At 39.2% G+C, this 16,219-nt stretch carries 15 protein-coding genes, 1 pseudogene and 1 riboswitch; of the genes and pseudogenes, 6 read left to right on the plus strand and 10 right to left on the minus strand.

Annotated features, from left to right (window positions below; all coding sequences use genetic code 11):
• The first annotated feature begins 123 nt into the window (after window positions 1–123).
• Window positions 124–402 (plus strand): GH36 C-terminal domain-containing protein, encoded by a 279-nt coding sequence (locus NSU19_RS05575; protein WP_339199120.1) that lies wholly within the window; start codon window positions 124–126, stop codon window positions 400–402.
• A gap of 199 nt (window positions 403–601) precedes the next feature.
• Here NSU19_RS05575 and NSU19_RS05580 read toward each other — a convergent pair whose 3' ends face one another.
• Together NSU19_RS05580 and NSU19_RS05585 are read right to left on the minus strand one after the other, a co-directional pair.
• Entirely contained in the window at window positions 602–2,272 is a 1,671-nt protein-coding gene (locus NSU19_RS05580) for an ABC transporter ATP-binding protein (RefSeq protein ID WP_327855894.1), read from the minus strand.
• Window positions 2,273–2,650: 378 nt separating this feature from the next.
• Window positions 2,651–2,818 carry a hypothetical protein gene (locus NSU19_RS05585; protein WP_339199123.1) on the minus strand — a complete coding sequence of 56 codons (168 nt, stop codon included), beginning with the start codon at window positions 2,816–2,818 and terminating at the stop codon, window positions 2,651–2,653.
• A 146-nt stretch (window positions 2,819–2,964) separates the two neighbouring features.
• Here NSU19_RS05585 and NSU19_RS05590 point away from each other — a divergent pair.
• Together NSU19_RS05590 and NSU19_RS05595 are read left to right on the plus strand one after the other, a co-directional pair.
• Window positions 2,965–3,492 (plus strand): annotated as a pseudogene (locus tag NSU19_RS05590) (ATP-binding cassette domain-containing protein); the annotation flags it as partial.
• A 291-nt stretch (window positions 3,493–3,783) separates the two neighbouring features.
• Entirely contained in the window at window positions 3,784–4,062 is a 279-nt protein-coding gene (locus NSU19_RS05595; protein WP_261308741.1) for a hypothetical protein, read from the plus strand.
• 234 nt (window positions 4,063–4,296) lie between these two features.
• Here NSU19_RS05595 and metH read toward each other — a convergent pair whose 3' ends face one another.
• From metH to NSU19_RS05635, 8 genes are all read right to left on the minus strand, one after another.
• Window positions 4,297–7,719, minus strand: coding sequence for a methionine synthase (gene metH, locus NSU19_RS05600; protein WP_144596634.1), 3,423 nt, complete (start codon window positions 7,717–7,719; stop codon window positions 4,297–4,299).
• Window positions 7,712–9,571 (minus strand): bifunctional homocysteine S-methyltransferase/methylenetetrahydrofolate reductase, encoded by a 1,860-nt coding sequence (locus tag NSU19_RS05605; protein WP_339199126.1) that lies wholly within the window; start codon window positions 9,569–9,571, stop codon window positions 7,712–7,714. The genes metH and NSU19_RS05605 overlap by 8 nt, the downstream gene beginning before the upstream one ends.
• 108 nt (window positions 9,572–9,679) lie before the next feature.
• Window positions 9,680–9,801, minus strand: a riboswitch (SAM riboswitch).
• 101 nt (window positions 9,802–9,902) lie between these two features.
• Window positions 9,903–10,394, minus strand: a complete 492-nt coding sequence (locus tag NSU19_RS05610) for a YajQ family cyclic di-GMP-binding protein (protein ID WP_063387028.1) — start codon at window positions 10,392–10,394, stop codon at window positions 9,903–9,905.
• A gap of 144 nt (window positions 10,395–10,538) precedes the next feature.
• Window positions 10,539–10,817, minus strand: a complete 279-nt coding sequence (locus NSU19_RS05615) for an HPr family phosphocarrier protein (RefSeq protein ID WP_063387027.1) — start codon at window positions 10,815–10,817, stop codon at window positions 10,539–10,541.
• Window positions 10,818–11,159: 342 nt separating this feature from the next.
• On the minus strand, window positions 11,160–11,291 hold the full coding sequence (locus NSU19_RS05620) for a DUF3941 domain-containing protein (protein ID WP_082829462.1): 132 nt from the start codon (window positions 11,289–11,291) through the stop codon (window positions 11,160–11,162).
• Window positions 11,292–11,322: 31 nt separating this feature from the next.
• Window positions 11,323–12,201 carry a DegV family protein gene (locus tag NSU19_RS05625; RefSeq protein WP_339199128.1) on the minus strand — a complete coding sequence of 293 codons (879 nt, stop codon included), beginning with the start codon at window positions 12,199–12,201 and terminating at the stop codon, window positions 11,323–11,325.
• A 315-nt stretch (window positions 12,202–12,516) separates the two neighbouring features.
• Entirely contained in the window at window positions 12,517–12,657 is a 141-nt protein-coding gene (locus NSU19_RS05630; protein WP_063387024.1) for a hypothetical protein, read from the minus strand.
• 132 nt (window positions 12,658–12,789) lie between these two features.
• Window positions 12,790–13,599, minus strand: a complete 810-nt coding sequence (locus NSU19_RS05635; protein WP_339199131.1) for a Cof-type HAD-IIB family hydrolase — start codon at window positions 13,597–13,599, stop codon at window positions 12,790–12,792.
• Between the two features lie 129 nt (window positions 13,600–13,728).
• Here NSU19_RS05635 and NSU19_RS05640 point away from each other — a divergent pair, with 129 nt between their 5' ends.
• The 3 genes from NSU19_RS05640 (at window position 13,729) to argC (ending at window position 16,219) form a co-directional block, all read left to right on the plus strand.
• Window positions 13,729–14,478 carry an alpha/beta fold hydrolase gene (locus tag NSU19_RS05640; RefSeq protein ID WP_066248429.1) on the plus strand — a complete coding sequence of 250 codons (750 nt, stop codon included), beginning with the start codon at window positions 13,729–13,731 and terminating at the stop codon, window positions 14,476–14,478.
• A 66-nt stretch (window positions 14,479–14,544) separates the two neighbouring features.
• Window positions 14,545–14,853: a metal-sulfur cluster assembly factor gene (locus tag NSU19_RS05645; RefSeq protein ID WP_063387022.1), complete on the plus strand. Its 309-nt coding sequence runs from the start codon at window positions 14,545–14,547 to the stop codon at window positions 14,851–14,853.
• A gap of 328 nt (window positions 14,854–15,181) precedes the next feature.
• Window positions 15,182–16,219, plus strand: a complete 1,038-nt coding sequence (gene argC, locus NSU19_RS05650; RefSeq protein WP_130158453.1) for an N-acetyl-gamma-glutamyl-phosphate reductase — start codon at window positions 15,182–15,184, stop codon at window positions 16,217–16,219.

Below are 16,219 nucleotides of genomic sequence, written 5' to 3' on the forward strand. Positions count from 1 at the left end.
TCATCATTTTATATATTCTTTTTCAACTAATATCGCGAGATTATATCGAATAAAGATCATCGCAAATGGATTCAAAAAGGAACATTTTACCGCTTAATAAGCCCATTTGACGGGGACGGAAATGTGACGGCATGTATGGTTGTTTCAGAAGATCAAAAAGAAGCGTTTGTAGGTTACTACCAAGTGCTGGCAAAACCAAATCACGGATATTCCCGCATTCTGTTAAAAGGGTTAAATGGCGATTTTGAATATGAAATAAAAGGAGTCGAAAACACATTTTTCGGCAATGAACTGATGAACGTCGGCATTCAGCTGACGAACGATATCTTTGATGCCCGCTTCGGGGTCAATGAATCGGGCGATTTTTCTTCAAAACTCTTTAAGCTCAAAGCAAAAGAATGATAGAAACCGGGGCGCCTGCCTCGTTTTTTTCATCAGAGCCTCAAATACTTCCCCTTACACCCAGAAGGAGTGATGGATTTTTCCCGCAGGCTGGGGCATGGATCGGGGAAGAGTCAAATTACCCAAAGTGCACAAAATCCGGGCAATTTGCAAAATGCGAACGGTATTTACGGATTTTAGGTTGAAGTCATGAGTTTTGCTAATTGGCAGCGATTGTTGCTTCGCCTTGTGGATGATCATGTAAGTGAATGATTTTGTTGCATACTGTGTCAAAATCATTGCTATGGTCTATAATGATAAAAATGGAATTTGATGAGCCGCTTTCAATTAATTTCTTTATCTTTTCTTTACCGCTAAAATCCATATGAGAAATTGCTTCATCAAACATAATGATGTTTGCCCCTTTTAAAAGGGCTCTGGCAATAGCAATTCTTTGAATTTGGCCTCCTGATAAATTTTTTCCGTTTTCCCCAACTAATGTATTTTCTTTATCAGGCAATTTTTCTATAATATCATCTAAACCAGTCGTTCTCAGCACTTCCATATAAGTATTCGAATCAACGTTTTCTACACCATATTTAATATTGTTTTCAATTGTATCGTTAAATAAATATATTTTTTGCGATACGATGCCAATGTTTTTCCGAAGCGATTTTTTATCTATGTCATCAATCGGTATTCCATTTATAAGAACTTGTCCTTTTCCTTTTTGCACATTATATAATCCCATTAATATTCTAAGTATTGTTGTTTTGCCGGTTCCATTTTTCCCCTTTATTAAAAGCTTATCAGCAGGGGCTAGCGAAAAACTTACATTATTCAAGATATATGGCTGGTCTTCTTTATATCTAAAAGATACACCTTTAAACTCAATGCTCTTAATATCATTTATTTTGACTTTATTCTGTTCCTCGTCTTCTCCTATTTGTTCAATAAATATATGGAGCCTTTTTAAACTTACTAATGCCGGCTGGATCGTTAGAACAGTAGCCGATATATTTTGAATTGGCGAATACAGTCTGGGAAGATAGTTCATAAATACCATATATCCGCCTATTGTCATACTATTTATTATGACATCTTTTCCACCCATAACGATTAATAAAACAGAGGACAGTGAACCAACCAAAACAATTAATTCCATACCAATTGAATAAAAGATTGATTGTTTAATATTGGCATCCACTAGATCTTTAGCTGCTGAATTGATTTTTTCTGTTTCTTTATCCTCTACCGAGAGATTTTTGACTTCTTCGATACCCTGTACTGACTGCTGTATTTTGTTGTTTAAAACGGCACTTTTTTCAGCTGTTTCAGTAGATATATGAAATATTGAAGACAAGAATTTGTTTGAAATGATGTAATATGCCGGCATTAGCAGACATAAAATTAATGTTAATTTGAAATTGATTGCTGCCAGAATAATAAGGGTAGCAAACAGTTCAAAAAAACTTAGCAAAATTTTAAATGTGTTGGCAGAAAACAATCCCCCTATATTATTTACCTCATTTAATCTTGATGTAATATATCCGCTGGGGTAAAAATTGAAAAACTCCATAGGCAGTTTCAGCAGTCTTGTTGATATATTTTGCCGAAGATTCAACACTATATTCTGGCTTACTTTTGTAAAAACTACATTGGAAAAATAGTTGAGCATACTCTTAATTACATATATTAATGCAAGTATTGCACTGAATAAAAGAACATAGTGATAATCTTTTTTTGCTATTCCAAAATCAAAAATATTCTTAATGATTAATCCTGGAAGTACAGTGATTGCAGAAAGAACAACTAATAAAAGAAAAGCTATGGACAAGCTCTTTTTAAATTCTTTTAAATAGCTAAACAATAATTTTACGCTGTTGTTCATATATATCGCCCCGGTTTAGTTAGTAGAGGTAACCGTTGATTTTTCTATTTTATTGCAATAGACCATTCCATCAATCCTTTTGGATTTAAAATAATCTAGCGCACGGCAATCAAAGCAAAATAAATTTCTCTCACAATTTGAACAATGTTGAATTTTCATTCCATACGTTTATTTGAAAAAATCTTTGAATAAAAATAATGATCAGAGTAAATACAATATTTGCATCTGAAATTGCAAGCATCGGTAACAATTAAGCATAGATGCGATATTCCCTCTGTCAGTAATTTTTCTTTAATAAATTGTTCAGTGATTTTAGGCAATTGAAAATCTGATTGAAAGAGGTTATATTTTACAATTTTATGAAGCAATTCATTTAGATTATTTTTTTTTGAAGTCTTCTTCATGAATGGTGTCACCTATCTTAATTCCCGACAAAAAGTTTTTTTCTGATTTATTTGCTGGAATAACTATTCTCGTACTGTTGTCATAGCAATAATTACCTTTTTTGGTATCAAATAATAATGGTTCAGTTAAAAATTTAATCATTTCACTTCTTCCTTTCTATTTTAACGTTAACCCTGTTGCAACCATCTTAGGGGAAGAAATTGAAGAGGCTTCTCTACCAAAAATTATAAATGATGAACTCCATTAATTTACAGAAAAATTTTACATATTTTTGAATTTTTCCAACTATATGGGAGGCTATTAAAAAGGTCAATCTGACAGGGCATGAAAACAAGAAAATGATGGAATGATCCGGCGGAATGAGAAAATGGGTGGGAATCGCACAGCTGTTAATGAGAAAGCCGTCGATCTTAATTTTTGATGAACCGACAGCGGGATTGGACATTGAAGAGCGGATTCGCTTCCGCAATTTGCTAATAAACCTTGGTTTGGAGCATACCGTCATCATTTCGTCGCATATTGTCGAAGATATTGAGTTTTTATGGACAAAGATCGGTGTTTTAAAAAGCGGAAACGTCCTATTCGAAGGAACGCCAGCCGAGCTGAAAGCCCATGCGGAAAGATATGTATGGGAATATCGTGTCTCGCCGAATGAATTGGATACCATCATGGCGGAAAATGAAGTGATTCAGCTTCTCGAAGAGGGAGACGGCGTGAATGTACGGGTGTTTGCGAAAAAAGAGGAAGAAGGGGCGAAACAAGTCGCACCAAGACTAATTGATCGATATTTAGCCGTTGTTAGGGGTGTGAACTAAAATGAGAGATTATTTAGAAAGCATTTATGCACCTTTGTATTTGACCGAAAGACGATGGGGCTCACTTTTTTTGTCCCTGCTGTGATGTTTAGCTTATCTCTGTTGCTTATTCTGTTTGTTCCAAGAGAGGAAGATGATATTCACAGTAATATCATTATTATTCAAGGTGTTTTTATACCGTTTACTTGCTGGTGCCTTATGTATCGGCTGAGTGAAATGTATGAAGAAGGGGCGCATGAAACGTTAGTTCCATATTACTAAAAACGGTTTGGGATGGATTTCTTCCAGTACTTGATTGTCAATATTATCGGGGTTTTTCATTTATGTACCGCTTTTGTGATGAAATACGGGATGACTTCGTTATCTGGTCTTAACGTGATTCATTTTATGATTTTAGTATTATTCTATATGCTTTTTGGCACATCACTTATCGTGCTGATTAAAAACATTGAGATTTCTCTAACGATTATCATGATTTACACGGTTTTAGAAGTGCTTACGTTAGGAGAATTTATCCATGGCCGCACATCTTTCTATTCGATCCGCCTGTTTGGGATCCATTTTTATTGAGAAAATGGTTATTTTTGTCGATAACCGTTATCGTGCTAATGTTTATAACAGTTGTTTTCATTCAGCGGGCGGATAGGAAGCCGCAATAGGCTATTTTAATACAATTTATTCAAGCTTATGGTTAGGAAAAGCTTTGAGGCGATTTAATAAAAAATGGATAACGAAGTGCTAAACGAGCACTTCGTTATCCATATGCATCCGAAAATAGCTTGCCCTTAACGGCGAGACGAAATATTAAAGGACATTAAAATATCGAGCTTCAGGGTGTGAGACGACGAAGGCAGAGACGGATGCTTCCGGTTCCATCATAAAGCCTTCCGTCAGCTGGATGCCGATTTTTTCAGGCTTTAACAGCTTAAACAGCTTCGCTTGATCTTCTAAGTCTGGACAAGCCGGATAGCCAAATGAATAGCGCTGACCTTGGTATTTTGCTGCAAACCGTTCCTGCATTGTGAAGTCAAGCGGATCCGGGAAGCCCCATCGGTCGCGGATCAGCTGGTGCGTCCGCTCTGCAAGACCTTCTGCCAGCTCCAGCGCCAATGCTTGAATCGCATGGCTCCGGAAAAATTCACCGCTTTCTTTAAACTGCATGGCGATGCTGCGAATGTCTTTTCCAGCAGTTACGGCAAACAGGGCGATATAATCATGCGGTGTTTCATCTGACCGTTCGCTTACATAGTCGGCAATGCATAAAAACGGCGGCTTTTCCTGCCGAGGGAATGTAAACGTCTCAATGATTTTATCTTTTGCAGCCGGATCTAAAATGTGAATGGAGTTTCCTTCGCGATAGGCCGGGAAAAATTGATAAATAGCAGATGGACGGAACCAGCCATATTCTTTCCCTAAACGCAGCAATTCATCTATTTCATTTTTTAGTTCTACCGCTTTTTCCTGTTTTTCCAGAAGCATCTGTTTGACATTGCCTTTTAATCCGAGATGGTGTCCTAAAAGCATTTGCATGTTCACATACGGGACGACTTGGGCAATATCAATGTTTTGAATAATGTGTGGATTGCAGTCAGCTGGATGATATACGGTCGGTTTGGACACAGATGATTTTTTTTCAATGATCATAACAGGTTTGCTGCTTTTCTGTCTATTCTGTTTTTCCTCAACTGCGACCGTTCTTTTCTCAAGGAAAGCATCCGGGTTTTCTCTCAGCTTATTGGCAAGCGACAGCCCGTCCATTGCATCTTTCGCATATAACACAGGACCGTCATATTCCGGTGAAATTTTTTGATCGGTAAATTTGCGTGATAATGCAGCACCGCCGACTAAAATCGGAATCGAAATGTTGGCTGTTTTTAAGTCTTGTGCTGTTAACACCATTTGCTGGGCTGATTTGACGAGCAGTCCGGAAAGACCGATAATATCAGGCTTTTCATTATTGACCGCTTCAATCAGCTGCTGCGGCGCAACTTTAATGCCTAAATCAACGACGCGGTAGCCGTTGTTGGAAAGAATAATGTCAACTAAATTTTTGCCGATGTCATGGACGTCGCCCTTGACTGTAGCTAAAATGACTTTTCCTTTGCCGCTGTCATCTTTTTTTTCCATATACGGTTCTAAAAAGGCGACAGATGCTTTCATCACTTCCGCACTTTGAAGCACTTCAGCAACAATCAGCTGATTGTCGTTAAACAGTTCGCCGACAATTTCCATTCCTTTCATTAACGGCCCGTTGATGATATCGAGAGGATCATCATATTTTTCTAGTGCCAGCTGCAAGTCTTCGATTAATCCTTGCTTTGTTCCTTCCACAACGTATTGTGCGAGCCGTTCCTCCAAGGTTAATTCCGTTTTCGGCTTTTTTTCCTCTTTCTTTTTGTCGCGGTAAAAGTTCGTAAATTGTGCGAGCGTCTGATCATTTGTTTCAAATAATAAGTTTTCTGCCAACTTCCGCTCTTCCTCAGGGATCGAAGCGTACCGTTCTAATTTTTCCGTATTGACGATCGCATAATCGAGCCCTGCCTGTGTGCAATGGTATAAAAAAACGGCGTTTAATATTTCTCTGCCGACCGGCGGAAGCCCGAAAGAAACATTGCTGATCCCGAGAATAGTTAAACAGCCGGGAAGATGTTCTTTAATTAAACGGATCCCTTCGATCGTTTCTTGGGCAGATCCGATATATTGCTCATCACCTGTGCCGACAGGGAAGACGAGTGGGTCAAAAATAATGTCGCTTGGACTTATACCGTGTTGATTGACTAAAATGTCATAAGACCGCTTGGCAATCTCCAGCTTTCGCTCCGCAGTCAGAGCCATTCCGTCTTCATCGATTGTTCCGACGACAACAGCTGCACCGAATTGTTTCACAAGCGGGAGAACTTCTTCAAACCGTTCTAAGCCGTCCTCTAAATTGATCGAGTTGATGATCGCTTTCCCTTGTGAGTATTCGAGCGCTTTTCTGATGACATTGGCGTCGGTTGAGTCAATGACAAGCGGCGCTTTTACTTTTTTTACAACCTCGCGGATGAAGTTTTCCATATCTTCAAGCTCGTTTCGGTCCGGATCTGCGAGACAGACATCGATGACGTGGGCGCCGTTTTTCACTTGAGCGCGGGCGATCTCCGCTGCTTCTTCAAATTTTCCTTCCGCAATGAGACGCTTGAATTTACGCGAACCGATGACGTTTGTGCGTTCACCGACAAACAGCGGGCGCATTGATTCATCATAGCGAAGGGGCTCGATGCCTGATACCGTATGTTGATTTTGCTTTTTGACGATTTTTCGCGGTTTTAAGCCTTCCATTGCCTCCCTTATTGCGCGAATATGTTCGGGAGTTGTTCCGCAGCAGCCGCCGACCATATTAAGCCAGCCTCTTTCTGCAAACCCTCTGATTTTTTTGGCTAAAGATTCCGGTGATTCGTGGTAGCGTCCTTCTTCATCAGGCAGTCCGGCATTCGGATAACAGCTGACAGCGGTATTGGCGATTTCAGACAATGTGCGGATGTGATCGGTCATGAATTCCGGGCCTGTCGCACAGTTTAAGCCAACGGCAATTGGATTCATATGTTCAGCTGAAATGTAAAACGCTTCAATATCTTGACCGGCAAGAGTTGTTCCCATCGGTTCTATCGTTCCGGACAGAATGATCGGCACTTCTTTCTTGAGCTTTTGAAAAGCTCGTTGAATTCCTAAGTAACCCGCTTTTACATTGAGCATATCTTGGCTTGTCTCAAGCAGAAGTACATCAACGCCCCCCTCTAACAGTCCTTCCGCTTGAACTTGATAAGCTTCTGCCAATTGTTGGAATGTGACGCCGCCTGTAACGGAGAGCGTTTTAGTCGTTGGCCCCATTGATCCTGCCACAAAACGAGGCCAATCCGGTGTTGAATATTTTTCTGCAGCGCGCTTTGCAATCTCAGCTGCTTTTTTATTTATTTCAAAAGCAAGGTGCCCCAAGTTATATTCCTCGAGGACGATGCTTGTACCGCCAAACGTATTTGTCTCGATAATATCAGCGCCTGCTTCAAGGTACGCTTCATGAATACGGACAATCGTTTCAGGGGAAGTGATGTTTAAATATTCGTTGCATCCTTCATATTCTTCACCGCCAAAATCTTTCGCAGATAATTCTGCAGCTTGAATCATTGTTCCCATGGCTCCGTCTAGTATTAAAATTTTTTTCTCCAGCTGTTCCTTTATGTTATACATGGGAAATCTTCCTTTCTCGTTTTGCCTTTTCTTTTTCATGAATGTATTCCGTCAGCTCGACTGTCATCTCATAATGCAAAAACGGAGTGATTAAGTAAATGCCGTTAAACAGGTCAAATGCTGCGTCAATAAGCGATTTTGCAATGGCAAGTCCTTCTCGTTTTCCCTTTTCTTTATCATTGCCTGCTTTTTGCATCTGTTCGCGAATCGAATCGGACAATTTAATGCCTGGCACTTCGTTATGAATAAATTCAGCATTGCGGCTGCTTATTAACGGCATAATCCCGAGATATATCGGAACATTCAGATGTTTTGTTGCTTCATATACTTCTTCGATCAGCTTCTCCGAGTAGAGCGGCTGCGTAATAAAATAATCGGCTCCACAGCTGATTTTTTTCTCAAGTCTCTGAACTGCGCGATCAAGATGTCTTACGTTCGGGTTGAAGGCGGCGGCAACAGTAAAGTTTGTTTTTTGACCAAGTGATTTTCCGGAGTATGACAAACCTTCATTAAATTGCTTAATTAAACTGATTAAATCAAACGATGATAAATCATAGACAGAGGTTGCACCCGGAAAATCACCGATTTTGGACGGGTCGCCGGTGACCGCTAAAATATCGTGCAGGCCAAGCGTATGCAGCCCCATTAAATGGGATTGAATGCCGATTAAATTTCTGTCACGACATGTTAAATGAACGAGCGGGCGAAGCTGGAAACGGCTTTTCACAATTTTTGCGCAAGCAACATTGCTGATTCTTGGTGTAGCAAGGGAATTATCCGCAAGCGTAATTGCATCAATCCCCGCTTTTTTCAACGCTTTTGCTCCTGTTAAAAATTTTTCCAAGCCGAGCGTTTTCGGCGGGTCCAATTCTACAATCACTGAGCGTCTGTTTTTTGCAATATCTGGGAGAGGAGTTTCTTGACTTTCTTTCATAGGTAAAACATGAATTGGAACATTTCGTTCTTTTACTTCTTTCTCTGTGACAGGAGGGAGGTTTGATACCGCTTCAGCCATTGCCCGAATATGTTTCGGCGCGGTTCCGCAGCATCCGCCGAGAAGCCGGACACCTTGTTTTCGGAATTGAAGAGCCGCTTCATAAAAATAGTGTTCATCTGATTCATAAACTAATCTTCCGTTTTCATACCTTGGCAGGCTGCCGTTTGGAAAAGCGGATAAAAAGGCATGTTCAAACAGCGGCACTTCTTCCAGAGATTGCAGCATATGATAAGGGCCTAAACGGCAATTGAGGCCGACAATATCTGCACCAAGTTCTTCAAGCATTTTCAAACCGTCTGCCAATCTTGTTCCATTTTGAAAGACGCCTTGTTCGTGCAAAGAAACATTTGTGATAATGGGCAAATCCGTTTCTTTTCTAGCTATTTGCAAAACGGTTTTCAGTTCTTCCAAGTCGTAATAGGTTTCTAAAATAATGCCATCTACGTTTTCGGATAAAAGGACATGAAGCTGCTCACGAAAATTTTCGGCAATGTCAGATAGCGTGAAGGCGCTTTTTTGAAACGAACGGATGCCGCCGATTGTTCCGATGACATACCCTTTGTTTTCCGCTTTTTGTAACGCCCTCTTTGCAAGTTCAACCCCTTTTTGGTTGATGATCTTTATATCATCTTCCAGCCCATATCTGGCAAGCTTTATGCGATTGGCGCCGTATGTATTTGTTTGAATAACAGTTGCGCCTGCGTCTAAATAGGCTGAATGAATCCGTTCTATTTCTTCCGGTTTTGAAACGTTTAGCTCATCAAAGCATCTGTCTATTCCGAATGAGTATAGTAGAGTCCCCATTGCTCCGTCGGCAATTAATATATGATTCTGTAAATCTTGTAAAAGCCCCATAAAAAGTCCTCCAATCAAATGAAATAGGCGCCTGCAAGGAGGCGAACACCTATATAAAAAAGAAAAGCCTTCTAAGAAGAAGACTTTTTCTTGAACAATTTCCCCTTCTTCTTATCTTCCGAGCGCAAATTTACGCATCGCTGGATTTAGCACCTTGGTACCCAAAGTTTTTGGGTAATCCGGTTGCTGAAGGTTCATCGGGCCAGTCCCTCCGCTTCTCTTGATAAGAACGCTTTACCGTATGAAATTTTAAAACAACGGATTAATCCTAATTTAACGAATTTTATCAAAATAATCAATATAAAATTTCAATTTTGTGAACAGGGCAAAGCTAGCGAAAATTAATAAATTGTACGTCGATCGGCAAGTCGGCGCTTTTCACAGCTGCAATCACTTTTTGCAAATCGTCCTTGCTTTTGCCGCTTACCCGGACTTGGTCGTCTTGAATTTGGCTTTTTACTTTTAGCCCGGTATTTTTGATCAGCGCATTGATCTTTTTCCCGTTTTCTTTGTCAATTCCGTTGACAAGTTTGGCTCTTTGTCTGACAGTGCCTCCTGAAGCCTTTTCGATTTTCCCGTACTGAATATTCTTGGTTGCGACACCGCGTTTAATCATTTTGCTTACTAATACATCTTTTAGTTGATTCAGCTTATATTCATCGTCAGAGATTAGCACAAGCTCATCTTTTTCTAGGGATATATCGCTTTTAGATCCTTTGAAATCATATCTGTTTACAATTTCTTTTTTCGCCATTTGAATGGAATTGTTCACTTCGGCAATATCCACTTTTGAGACGATGTCAAATGAATTCTCCTTAGCCAACTTTTTACCTCCAATAACGTTATTTACATTCATTATAGTGAATGTCGTTCAGTTGAACAACTCTTTTAGGGGTTCCTCGCAAATTAAATGAAAAAACCGTTACTTAAAGCAACGGCAAGGAAATTAATATCTGCTTAAATGCAATTAAGCTAAAGATGTCGCTTTAGAACATTTAGGGGAAAGAAAGTCTTGTAAGTTTTTTACTGCTTCGAGCGAATCTTCTCCTTCAGCGCTGATGACTACATGACCTTCTAAAAAGGCGGAAAAACCGAGCATGCTTAAAACGCTTTTCGCATTTAATTGGAGCTTTTTTGTTTGGAATAAAATGTAGCTGTTAAATTTAATCGCTTCATGGACAAGGGAAATGACATATTCCGGCTCCATCTCTTTTGTAAGATACACGGAAATTTCATGTTTCTTCATTGTGCCACCTCTTGTATACTTATTTTACAATATCTTACATTAATAAAGGATAGATTCCCACATGTTTGTCATTTCCTCTTACATATAAAAAAATGACCTCCGCTTTTGAATATGGAAACGTTTTGGATTTCTCTGTTTTTTAATGAAATGAATGGCCTAATCAAATTGAAAGTTATTGCCCCGCCCATGTTTTATTAGACAAAAATGAAAACAAAAGCTAGAGAAAAGATGCATACTGTAAGATAAGAAAGCGTCTTTTTCTTTCAGAACGTCCGGATAGAAGAGGTGGAAGACTCGCCTTTAGAGATATTTCAAAAAAAGAAAAAGCCCGACAGGCGGGCATTATAAATGATCCGTTTTCTTTGAGTATTGCCGTTTTCCAAGCTCTCGATTTTTTTCCTTCAATAGATTTTTTTCGTGTCGTTTTGCATTGTTGTCTACAGCTTTTTTATCATTATCGCTTGTTTTGGACATTCAGGAAGCTCCTTTCCATACTGTTATATACTTATGATTTCCATGAAGCTTCTTGAATATGTTTATTTAGAAAAAATACAGCAAGGGTGCCGGGGCCAGAGTGTGCACCAATGACAGCACCGATCGTATGGATGATCATTTCTTTTGGATGAAACGTTTCTTCAATTAATTGTTTTAATTCGAGAGCTGCTTCTTCATCATCACCATGGCTGATGGCGATTGTCTGTTCACTCAATCCGTCTCCACGCTCTTCCATCAGCTCAAGAATTCTCCGGTAAAGCTTCTTTTTCCCGCGGATTTTTTCCAGCGGGATCAGCTTTCCTTCTTCGACATGCAAAAGCGGCTTGATATTAAGCAGTCCGCCAACAAACGCAGATGTTTTGCTGATTCTCCCGCCGCGAGCCAAATATTCCAGGCGATCAACTGTAAAAATGTGCTCCATATGACTGCAATACTCTTTTACTGCATTTGCCATTTGTTCTAAATCAAGTCCTTGTTTTGCTAATTGAATGGTGTAGCGGACAGCAAGTCCATACCCAAGTGAAGCACATTTCGAATCGATAATTTGCAGTTTCCAATTCGGATATTTTTCAAGCAATTGCTGCTGAACCATAACGGCAGTTTGATATGTACCGGACAATTCGGAAGAAAAGGCAATATACAGCGCCGGCTGATTGTCTTTCGCCAGCTTTTCAAATTGATTGGTGATTGTTTCCGGTGATGCTTGTGATGTTTTAGCAACGTTTCCAGCTCTCATATAGTCGTAAACTTCTTTCGGTTTGATTGTCAATTGATCCTCATAGTCCTTCTCGCCAAGGTGGACACGAAGAGGGATGAAAGAAACGCCTTGATCGTTTAAAAAAGAGACAGGCAGATCACAAGCACTATCAGCGATAATGTGAATATTCATTAATCACACCTACTTTTTTTCATTTACATATAGTCTATCTTGATCACAAATAGAAAACAATACAATTTGTGCAAACTGAAAATTTAAAAAAGAAGGACAAAAAAAGAAAAAATGGACGAAACAAGAGGAGCTCGTTTCGTCCATTTCATATTTATTCCTTGTTCAAAATGTGCCGTACAATCGGCATTCTGGATGGTGTTATGCCTGCTCGATTTTTTCTCGATGCAGATGCTGTACAAAGATTGGTCTGTTCAAATTCGATCTGTTCATTATAAAAACAGCCCTTAAAAGGATTCGAAAATGAACGGAAGGGCATTATCCTTCGAAGCTTGCTTCGTTATTGACTCTTGCTTCTGATTCGGCAAACGTCATACGGTATGGAAACTTTTCATCATGTTTTTTGACAGCACCTTTTCCTTGCTCAATGAATCGTTTCGATTTATTCCGTTTGCCCAAGTTGGAATCCCCCTTTTGATCATTGACGAAATGAGTTCGTCAATTATAGGGTATCCCTTTTTAAACATCTAAATCCTTGTCAATTGTTGTGAGGTGTAAAAAGATAATCGAACTTTTGGACTTTTGCAAAGATTAAAGGGACAGCAATTCCTTTAAAAATTTTGCAACTCCGTCTTCTTCATTTGTCAGCGTAATTTCATCAGCAATCTCTTTGAGCGGCTCAATTCCGTTTCCCATTGCAACGCCTAATCCCGCATATTCGATCATTTCCAAATCATTGTCTTCGTCGCCAAAAGCGATAATTTGCTTTCGAGGGATATTGTAAAATTCGGCGATTTTTTGCAATCCGACTGCTTTATTAATGCCTGCTCGGATAATTTCAATAACATGCCACGGGTGAGCCCAGCTTCTGTGGTCTACAACTTCCGCATGAACTTCATTTAAATAATGGCGAATCCGCTTGACATTTTCTTCATCTGAATGGATTAACATGCTTGTGACATCGCGATTTAAAACAGCTTTTAAGTTGCCGATTTCAATTTTCGGATTTCCTATACTGAAAATATCCAACCATTGTTCATTATGGTAATGAAAATAAACATGATCAAGCACTTCTGCTAAAATGTTATGGACTTGATGCTGTTCGGCGATTTCTACAATTTCTTTTACAACAGATACATCAAGGGTTGTATGATGAAATCCCCAGGATTCATCCAGCGGATGATGGACAAAGGCCCCGTTAAAATTGACAATCGGGGTTTTTAAATTTAATTCTTCGTAATACATTTTGCTCGAGCGGAACGGCCTTCCTGTTGAAATGCATATGATATGCCCTTCTTCTTGTGCTTTTTGCAAAACATTTTTTGTAAAAGGAGAAATCGTTTTGTCATCTTTCAGCAATGTGCCGTCTAAATCCAATGCGATTAAATGTTTTTTGGCCATAATCTCTCCTCATTTTTTGTTTTTATTTAGTGTATCTTTTTTCCATCTTTTTTGTCCATATGTTAAACTAATTTTAGCAAAAAAATAATGAAAGGAGCATCCTAATTGAAGGTCATTGTTGAGCATACGATGGCGGACAATATCCCTGTACTGCATGTATGCAAAGAAGATTTTATAAAAGATGAGCTGCCGCTTGTTGTGTTTATCCATGGATTTACGAGCGCAAAAGAGCATAATTTGCACATTGCCTATCTTTTGGCGGAAAAAGGTTTGCGAGTAGTATTGCCTGATGCGAAATTTCACGGAGAGAGGGATGAGAATCTTTCAGAGGCTGACTTAAATTTAAATTTTTGGAATATTGTTATCAGTTCTGTTAAAGAGCTCGAAAAAATAAAAAATTATTTTTTTGAAAAAGAATTGATTGACGGGAAAAATATAGGGGTAGCGGGAACTTCCATGGGCGGTGTTGCTACACTTGGAGCGCTCACTCAATATCCGTGGATCAAAGCTGCTGTCAGTTTAATGGGCAGCCCAAATTATCAGGAATTTTTCAAATATCTTGTGGACTCCTATCAAAAAGCAGGCTATACCTTTCCGTTGTCTGAAGAAGAAATTCAGCAGCAATTCGATGCATTGTATGAGTATGATTTATCCGTACATAAAGAAGCGTTATGCAACCGCCCCCTTTTGTTTTGGCACGGGATGAAGGATCAAGTTGTACCATTCGCTCCTACTTATCAATTTTATGAAGAGATAAAGCCGTTGTATGCTGACAATCCGGAACATTTGGCATTTATTGCGGAAAAGGATGCAGGGCATAAGGTGTCTCGAAAAGGGGTGCTAGAAACGGTTGAATGGTTTGTACGGCATTTGAGGTAGAAAATTTTTAATGTGACATTAACTTCGATATAATGTAATTAACGAATATAAGAGGAGTGGATCGAAATGGATGAAGCGCTGAAGGAAAATATAATGGGTGCTCTTGAACAAGTTATTGACCCAGAACTCGGCATTGACATTGTCAATTTAGGATTAATATATGATTTGGAACTGAACGATGAAGGAGTCCTCAAAGTAACTATGACATTGACGGCAATGGGATGCCCCCTTGCTGGAACAATTGTTCAACAAGTAAAAGCTGCGCTTGACGGAATTCCGGAAATCAAAGATGTCGATGTCAACATCGTTTGGAATCCACCTTGGACGAAGGACCGCATGTCCAGATACGCAAAAATTGCCTTGGGTATTCAATAAAAACTTGTGCAGACTGGCGGAAAAGGCCAGTCTTTTTTTTATGCAAATGTTTTATCAATTTGGCTGCAAGTGTCATTATGTTTTTATTTTCGTCTTTATCGCTTCTTTTGTTTATCTCTCACCATAATGGAGCTTTTATCCCGAAACATAATTTGCATTTTTTCTTCAGCATGGCATATCCGGATAATTTGCAAGGGATTCCCTGCTCTCTACTACATTAAGAATCCTTGTTTTTGAACAGAAAAATTATAAATATACAATTGATTTTATTTTTATACAGTATTATAATGGTAACTAATTTAACGGAATGAATTGAAGGTGATTGAGGTTGAATATAGGAATTATCGGGGCAACAGGATATGGCGGTGTGGAACTTTATCGAATTTTAGCCAATCATCGGTATGTCGAAAACATTCATTTATATACATCTTCAGCAGAAAAAAAGAGCTATATTGACGAATATCCGCATTTATCCCATATAAAAGAAAATGAACTAAAACCGCTAGAGCCGGATCAAATAAAAGAAGAAAATGATGTTGTTTTTCTTGCGACGCCGTCGGGGATATCGGCTTCACTGACGCCGGAATTGCTTGACGATCAATTGAAAATCATCGACTTATCAGGCGATTTAAGGTTAAAAAACAGTAATGATTATGAAAAATGGTATAAAAAAGCACCAGCGCCTGAAATGCTTTTGCAGAAAGCGGTATACGGCTTGACAGAGCTGTATCGTGAGGATATTAAGAACGCTAAAATTTTGGCGAATCCTGGATGTTATCCAACTGCAACCTTGCTTGGCCTAGCACCGCTTGTGCGGGAAAAAATCGTCAAAGAGAACTCGATCATTGTTGATGCAAAATCGGGTGTTTCAGGTGCAGGTCGGAACGCGTCGCTTGCTACAAGCTTTGTTGAAATACAAGATAATTTCAAAATTTATAAAGTACATCAGCATCAGCATATACCGGAAATTGAACAGGAGCTTCATAAGTGGGACGAGAAAGTCGGCTTCATTTCGTTCAGCACCCACTTAGTGCCGATGACAAGAGGGATTATGGCGACAATGTATATTGAATTATTAGAAGAATGGAATACTTCAAAATTAGTAGATTTATATGAATCGTTTTATAAACATTCACCATTTGTGAGAGTGCGTACAAACGGAACGTTCCCAAGCACAAAGGAAGTGTTCGGCTCGAATTATTGCGATATCGGTCTTGCATTTGATCAAAGAACAAGTCGGTTGACAGTCGTATCTGTCATTGACAATTTGATGAAAGGCGCTGCAGGGCAGGCAGTGCAAAATTTCAACATTATGTCAGGATTCCAAGAAAATGAAGGACTAAACTTTTTGCCAGTATATCCATAA

The organism is Aeribacillus sp. FSL k6-2211, assembly GCF_037966125.1.
Classification (GTDB): Bacteria; Bacillota; Bacilli; order Bacillales; family Aeribacillaceae; genus Aeribacillus; species Aeribacillus composti.

Excerpts from the sequence above, each read along its gene's own strand:
- NSU19_RS05625 (WP_339199128.1), bottom strand. The coding sequence starts at position 12,201 with ATGAATATTCACATTATCGCTGATAGTGCTTGTGATCTGCCTGTCTCT.
- NSU19_RS05620 (WP_082829462.1), bottom strand. The coding sequence starts at position 11,291 with ATGTCCAAAACAAGCGATAATGATAAAAAAGCTGTAGACAACAATGCA.
- NSU19_RS05605 (WP_339199126.1), bottom strand. The coding sequence starts at position 9,571 with ATGGGGCTTTTACAAGATTTACAGAATCATATATTAATTGCCGACGGA.
- metH (WP_144596634.1), bottom strand. The coding sequence starts at position 7,719 with ATGTATAACATAAAGGAACAGCTGGAGAAAAAAATTTTAATACTAGAC.
- NSU19_RS05645 (WP_063387022.1), top strand. The coding sequence starts at position 14,545 with ATGGATGAAGCGCTGAAGGAAAATATAATGGGTGCTCTTGAACAAGTT.
- NSU19_RS05635 (WP_339199131.1), bottom strand. The coding sequence starts at position 13,599 with ATGGCCAAAAAACATTTAATCGCATTGGATTTAGACGGCACATTGCTG.
- NSU19_RS05585 (WP_339199123.1), bottom strand. The coding sequence starts at position 2,818 with ATGATTAAATTTTTAACTGAACCATTATTATTTGATACCAAAAAAGGT.
- NSU19_RS05580 (WP_327855894.1), bottom strand. The coding sequence starts at position 2,272 with ATGAACAACAGCGTAAAATTATTGTTTAGCTATTTAAAAGAATTTAAA.
- NSU19_RS05615 (WP_063387027.1), bottom strand. The coding sequence starts at position 10,817 with ATGAAGAAACATGAAATTTCCGTGTATCTTACAAAAGAGATGGAGCCG.
- NSU19_RS05640 (WP_066248429.1), top strand. The coding sequence starts at position 13,729 with ATGGCGGACAATATCCCTGTACTGCATGTATGCAAAGAAGATTTTATA.